We start from the raw sequence: 5,995 nt of genomic DNA on the forward strand, positions 1-5,995 counted from the left end.
TATTCGAGTTAGGGTCAATTATCAATCTTAGTCCCTAAACCCGCCCCTACAGATATGATCTGGCTCGGTCAATCCTATGGAAAGGGCGGGTTTTGTATTCGAGTTAGGGTCAATTATCAATCTTAGTCCCTAAACCCGCCCCTACAGATACTACCTCAATATAGGTGAAATCAAAATGAAAATGTGATTGTTATTATGACCAATTAATTATTATTTATGAATTTTTAAAATAAAGTTTTCGGGCATTGTCATAGAGAATAGCATAAGCAACTGGTCTATTGTGAATTAATTTAGTGTAGTGTCTGATAATTTTACCAGCATTTACCCTAAAGAAGTACGACTACTTAGTAGTGAGCAAGATGCTCACACTACGACAAGGATTTCACCATTATTGACATTAAGCTTTAAATGTGGAACAGCTTAGCTTGACAGATTACCACAATCGTGAATTATGATATTTGCTCGAAAGGCAAGCAAAGACGATAATAAAACTCGATATTCTTTATTTCGTACAAAATGAAAACCTATTACCGTGACTTTTTAATTCGTGACTGGGAACCGCGCGATCGCGTCAACGCCGCCGAGGTGATTGGTTCAGTCTTGTCAGAATACGGCTTAACTTGGGAACCTAGGGGAGCCGATCGCGATGTGGTTGACGTCGAAACCTTCTATCAAACGGTTGGGGGAGAGTTTTGGGTCATCGAATACCAAGGTAAAGTTGTGGGAACCTCGGCGTATTATCCAGTCGAACGCGGCAAAAACGCTGTAGAAATCCGTAAAATGTACCTGCTTCCAGAGTTTAGAGGACAAGGACTCGGTAAATTTTTGTTGCAACAGCTTGAGGAAACAATTGCCAACCGGGGTTTCCAACAAATTTGGATTGAAACCGCCAGCGCTCTCAAAGAAGCCATTCAGCTTTATGAAAATAGCGGCTATCAGCCAACCACAGGGGTAGAGACAAAGCGGTGCGATCGCGTTTATGTTAAACAACTATAGTAGGGGCGGGTTTAGGGACTAACTTTGATAATTGACCCTAACTGGAGTACAAAACCCGCCCTGACTGAATTTTGCATTAACTCCCATCTTCCCCATCTTCCCCATCTTCCCCATCTTCCCCATCTCCCCCATCTTCCCCATCTTCCCCATCTCCCCCATCTTCCCCATCTCCCAGACGTGCCATGGCACGTCTCTACTACTTCTGCTTCCCAACCAGCCAATAGTTGATCATTTCCCCTTTTCCCTTAACCGCGATCACACCTCGTTGTTCAAATATATACTTATCCTGCAAACGCTCTTTTGTCGCCGCCGTCACTTGAATTTTTCCGGGAAGTCCAGATGATTCCATGCGAGACGCCACATTTACCGCATCTCCCCACAGATCATAACTGAACTTTTTAATCCCAATTACACCAGCTACTACCAATCCCGTATTAATACCAATGCGAATTTGAAAGGGTTCCCCTTGTGGTGTTTTAAACTGTTGAATGGCTTGTTGCATATCCAATGCCATTTGAGCAATTGCTTCGGCATGATGATCATTAGCTACAGGTAAACCCGCCACAGCCATATAAGCGTCGCCAATGGTTTTAATTTTCTCAATGCCATGTTTTTCGGCTAATTTATCAAAAACGGAAAAAATCTGATTTAATAGATTAAGTAGTTCTAAGGGAGACATTTGAGCCGAAAGCTGCGTAAAGCCGACAATATCAGCAAATAAAATAGTCGCTTCTGTAAATTGTTGGGCTAAACTTCCCTCAAATTGTTTTAATTGATCAACAATAGGCTTGGGTAAAATGTTGAGCAATAACCGTTCTGACTTTTCTTGTTCTAAACGCAGGGCTTGTTCAGCTTTGATGCGATCGCTAATATCGGACTGGATGCCGACAAAATGAGTCAGGTTATTTCCATCATCATAAATGGGTGAAAGTGTCAATTCATTCCAGAACGGTGTTCCATCTTTCCGATAATTGAGTAAGGTAACGGTGCAATTTTCTCCGGCTTTAATCGCAGCACGGAGTTGATCAACGGCGGGCTGACTGGTATCTTTTCCTTGCAAGAAACGGCAATTATAACCCAGGACTTCAGCGTCAGAGTAACCCGTTATTCTCTCAAAGGCAGGATTAACATAGATAAGCGGCATATCTGGCAAACGCGCATCAGCAATGACAATGCCGACACTGCTGGCTGCGATCGCTTGATCGCGTAGCTTAACAGTTTCCTGGACTCCTTTGCGATATGCCTGACTACCTCGCCAATTGCTTTCGGTGACATCATGGGCAATACCATGGCTTAAATTATTTTGATAGGCTCCCAAACGCCAAGACAGCCAACGATAGCTTCCGTCTCGACAACGAAAGCGATTTTTAAGGCGGATTGGGGTTTTATTATCCTGGAGAGTGTGACATTGATTCTCCATATCAAAGGTGAATGCCACATCATCAGGATGAACAAACTCTAACCAAGGGCGCGATCGCAGTTCATCTAACGTCCAGCCTAGAGTCTTTTCCCAAACTGAGTTGAGTTCTCTAAAATACCCGTCACTGTCACGGATACACAACAAATCAGCAGAAAGATCGAAAAAGGCTTGGAGAGATGCTTCCCCATGGAATAGGTTTGGCTCATTCTCCTCACAAGAAGGATTCATTGGACATGTTCCAGGGAAGATTTACGGTCGGTTTTTGCACCCTCTATCAAAATTTTTTATTCAATTTCAATTATTACATTGACGTCATAAAGTGTAGAATCATATCATAGATAGCGCTTTTTCAGCATTTTTGCGAAAAAGACGCTAGATATAGTTGGTTTTTGGCGTTTAGCGTTTAGATGTTTGATTAACGACTCAATGCGTCTAAAAAGCTCTGTAGTGTAGAGAGAAACCCTGGTTTTTTGGGGGCAGGCGCGTCTTCTGAGTCACCGCTACCTGTTACTTTAGCAATCATCAGTTCTACGGCATCTCCTACAGGTTTTTGTGGTTCTTCAGCAATAAGCTGATAGGCATTTTCCTTTTCCAGCCAGATTTGCCATAGTCCCGGATAAACCCGAAGTAGAGCCGCCCCATCCAGAGGTTGGACGTAGTAACAAGAGGTTAGGGTACTGAGAAACCGTTCACGGAGTTGGCGGGCGGCGTAACCAATACCCACCACTTTCAGATCTTCAAGCTGAGGCGTGAGTAAGACGCAGGGGCGATCGCCTGCCAAATTGCAGAGTTTTTCCACTTGACTCACTTCCACCGCTGAAGGGGAAACAATCAAAAACGCCTCATCCTCTGGCAGAATCCTACTTTCGACAGGGGAGCGACTTGTGCCAATGTCTGTGACTTTAAACGGTGTTTCTCCCCAGTCTCGACGGGCAAGTGCCGCCGCCCCAGCATCAGGGAAGAGAACCTTTAGCCCCGAACCATACTGTTCAAAGATCGGGGTAAATTGCCATGCAATGGATTGGGCTTGCAGGGCAATCTCTGGAAACACTAACTCGACTTGCAGGCGAGTGTATCCATCATTGAGGGCGGCTTGTGTCGCTTCGCGAGCTTGAGCGATCGCTTCGTCTAACGTTTGAGGAAGTTCAGCCATCGGTCATTTTTCCTTTGTCCTTTGTCTTTTATCCTTGATTTTTTGTTCGTCGTGTCCTTTCAATTGTAACGAACTATGAATCACAAGCGGGAACAGGGAGTCGTTTTGAGTATTGAAAAAGGCATCAAAAGACGGTAGGGGTTTAACCAAACCTCTACCGTCTGAAACGCCTAGCTGCAAGAATCAGAATACAACAGGTCAGCGCTGGGTAGTTTACGCGCTGGCTTGTTCCAACACCTGGGAGGAGTTTCGGACTAACTGAAGATAAAGATCACTGAGTTGATGCGCCACACCATCCCAGCTAAACTTTTCCTCCACCCGCAGTCTTGCCCTTTGACCCAATTGATTGCGCCAGTCGGGGTGAGATAGAATGCGGTCTATTGCCTCAGCAAAAGCCACCTCATCTTTAGGCGGCGCTAGTAATCCGGTTTCTTCGGGTACGACAGTAAATTGCAACCCACCGACATCACTGGCAATAACTGGCGTACTACAAGCCATGGCTTCAATTGCCACCAGACCAAAGGGTTCATAGTGACTGGGAACCACACAGACATCAGCCGCCGTATAGTAAACCGATAGAAGTTCATCGCGAATGCGTCCGGTAAATGTGGTAATATCCCTCATCCCCAATTCATCAACCATCGCCTCAATCCGTTCTCGCTCAATCCCATCACTTTGACCAGGACGAGATCCCCCACCAATAATCAGTTTCACTTGGGGATGATGGCGTATCTGAGAGCAACCCACAGCGCGAACCAGGGTTTCTATGCCTTTACGCGGATCAAAGCGTCCCACATAAAAGATGATTTTGTCATCAGGATTCCATCCTAATTCAAGTCTTGCTTGAGTGCGGTCAATCGCCCCAAAGCGTTGAATGTCTGTGCCACAGGGAATGATCTGAATATGACCCTTACTCGAAACCAGCGATCGCATATGGTCTTTTTCCTGGGGAGATGTAGCCACAGTGCGTTCGGCTGTCTCTAACACCGCTTTTTCCACATCCAAGCGAGTACCAGCAATCATTGGGATCGCTTCTACTGACTGATACTTAACCGCACCTAGAGAATGGTAGGTATGAACTTGGGGAATCGATTGCCGTTTTTTCCATTGCATCCCCACCCATGCAGAAATCCAATAGTTGGTATGAACCAGGGAATATTGAACACCTTCCCACTCTTGAAACCTCAGCAAATTATCTAAGAACTCGCCGGTATAGCCAAAGATCTTATCCCGTGGGACAAATGCCTCTGGACCGGCTTTCAAACGAATAGTCCGACAACGTGGACTATGTTCTACGATGACAGGATCATCAGCATTGGCTTTTCGGGTAAACAGATCTACATGCCATCCTAGATGGGCAAGGGCTTCACCCAGATGGCGCACGTAAACATTCTGTCCACCCGCTTCTTCCTTACCAATTTCCACAGCGGGATCGCCATGAACTGAGATGAGAGCAATATGCTGTCTATGTTTACTGTTCATAAGTTGGTCTAATCCTCGATTTCAACAAGGGTTAAGCTTAATTAAGCGTTTGATTCTTGTGCAGCTTTTCCCTCCGCTCAGGTTTTTGGTTGAGAAAACCTTAAACGCTGAAGGCTTTGTCCGCATCAGACTACAGGTTGGTAAATGCTATGAACCCTTAACTTGCGATAAACAAAGAGTGAGCTAACTGTTAGTTAACCCTATCAGTGGGAATATTTGTACCACGTTTCCCTCCCTTTTACTTTTCGCAGCAATAATTAAGTAACTGAAACGACCTAGGTTCAGGTTGGTAATTCCCAACTATAGAGCTTGAGAAAGGATTTCCTCTTTCCGGTCATGGACGGCTTCATCAGACTACACCAAATTTCATCGGAAACCTCATCATTGTTGTATATAGCTTAAAGGGTGCAGACTTAGCAATAGCTGATCAAAAGAGCTGAGTTTTACTCGTTTGAAAAGAGTATAGCCTCTAGAAATCAAAGTTGCAATATGTAAAGAAAAATTTAGTTATGTAAAGATGTCGCCAGAGACAGTCCGCCTAGTACAGCGTGGCAGAAATCATTGAGCAGCTAAAATCTCCCCAGCTCACCCAGCTCCCCTATGGACTCGATTTAACACTAGACAAAAAGGGATGATCATCTGCTATGATAGTTCAGACACCACCTTGGAGAGGTGGCTGAGTGGTCGAAAGCGGCAGATTGCTAATCTGTTGAAGTGTTTAGGCGCTTCCGAGGGTTCGAATCCCTCCCTCTCCGTTTTATTAACTCCTCAAGTTGAACTAAGCTATTGGTTTAGCGTTTGGCGTAGCCAGAAATCAGTCATCCTGATATGACAGTGGCTGGGATAGCAGCGAACATGACAAAGGACAAAGGACAAAGGGCGAATGACGAATGACTAAAGCAAGGCTTTGAGTAATGCCTGAAGCTTGAGTTGAATTTCTGCCA

Annotated in this window: 4 protein-coding genes, 1 tRNA gene and 1 pseudogene; 2 read left to right on the forward strand and 4 right to left on the reverse strand. The window is 45.0% G+C overall.

Annotation, left to right across the window (positions count from 1 at the left end; all coding sequences use genetic code 11):
- Nucleotides 1-516 precede the first annotated feature (516 nt).
- Entirely contained in the window at nucleotides 517-996 is a 480-nt protein-coding gene (locus ACLFWI_RS25525) for a GNAT family N-acetyltransferase (RefSeq protein WP_446407468.1), read from the forward strand.
- A 196-nt stretch (nucleotides 997-1,192) separates the two neighbouring features.
- Here ACLFWI_RS25525 and ACLFWI_RS25530 read toward each other — a convergent pair whose 3' ends face one another.
- The 4 genes and pseudogenes from ACLFWI_RS25530 to ACLFWI_RS25545 form a co-directional block, all read right to left on the reverse strand.
- A complete protein-coding gene (locus tag ACLFWI_RS25530; RefSeq protein WP_446415253.1) occupies nucleotides 1,193-2,281 on the reverse strand; it encodes an adenylate/guanylate cyclase domain-containing protein in 1,089 nt (362 codons plus the stop codon).
- A pseudogene (locus ACLFWI_RS25535) lies at nucleotides 2,273-2,644 on the reverse strand (PAS domain-containing protein); the annotation flags it as partial. The pseudogene ACLFWI_RS25535 and the gene ACLFWI_RS25530, both read right to left, overlap by 9 nt.
- A 187-nt stretch (nucleotides 2,645-2,831) precedes the next feature.
- Nucleotides 2,832-3,569 carry a DUF1995 family protein gene (locus tag ACLFWI_RS25540; protein ID WP_446407470.1) on the reverse strand — a complete coding sequence of 246 codons (738 nt, stop codon included), beginning with the start codon at nucleotides 3,567-3,569 and terminating at the stop codon, nucleotides 2,832-2,834.
- Between the two features lie 213 nt (nucleotides 3,570-3,782).
- Nucleotides 3,783-5,051 (reverse strand): glycosyltransferase family 4 protein, encoded by a 1,269-nt coding sequence (locus tag ACLFWI_RS25545; protein ID WP_446415252.1) that lies wholly within the window; start codon nucleotides 5,049-5,051, stop codon nucleotides 3,783-3,785.
- Between the two features lie 666 nt (nucleotides 5,052-5,717).
- Between ACLFWI_RS25545 and ACLFWI_RS25550 the strand changes: the two genes are divergently transcribed.
- Nucleotides 5,718-5,806: transfer RNA gene (locus tag ACLFWI_RS25550), tRNA-Ser, on the forward strand.
- Nucleotides 5,807-5,995 lie beyond the last annotated feature (189 nt).

The organism is Coleofasciculus sp. (assembly GCF_046539235.1).
Lineage (GTDB): Bacteria > Cyanobacteriota > Cyanobacteriia > Cyanobacteriales > Coleofasciculaceae > Coleofasciculus.